Annotated in this window: 1 protein-coding gene; it reads right to left on the bottom strand. The window is 60.9% G+C overall.

Features of this window, described 5'->3' with window-relative positions:
* On the bottom strand, positions 1–180 hold a 180-nt coding region (locus tag SCA31_RS24860), incomplete at its 3' end, for a hypothetical protein (RefSeq protein ID WP_410699622.1).
* Between the last annotated feature and the right edge of the window lie 68 nt (positions 181–248).

The following is a 248-nucleotide window of genomic DNA, read 5'->3' as shown; positions in this document are numbered from 1 at the left end:
CGAGTCCACCAGGGGTCCGATGGTCCTTGCGGCCTGCATGGCCACGCGGTCCAACGTCTCTGCTTCGTTCAGCGTGTCCAGTACGGGAACGACGTGGACGTCGACGCCGAATTGGCTGCGGATCTGGCTTTCCAGCTCAGGACCTGTGCCAAAAGGACTCCTGATCTGGACCTGCACCATGTTTTCGAAGGTCGGCCGGGAACGTGAACCAGCGATTGAAGTTGGCGCAAACAGCTGCCGCGTCGAAG

It is taken from the genome of Chryseobacterium sp. SIMBA_028, from assembly GCF_046535285.1.
Lineage (GTDB): Bacteria > Bacteroidota > Bacteroidia > Flavobacteriales > Weeksellaceae > Chryseobacterium.
The sequence above is the reverse complement of the archived record's forward strand: the minus strand, read 5'-3'. Positions and strand labels throughout refer to the sequence as shown.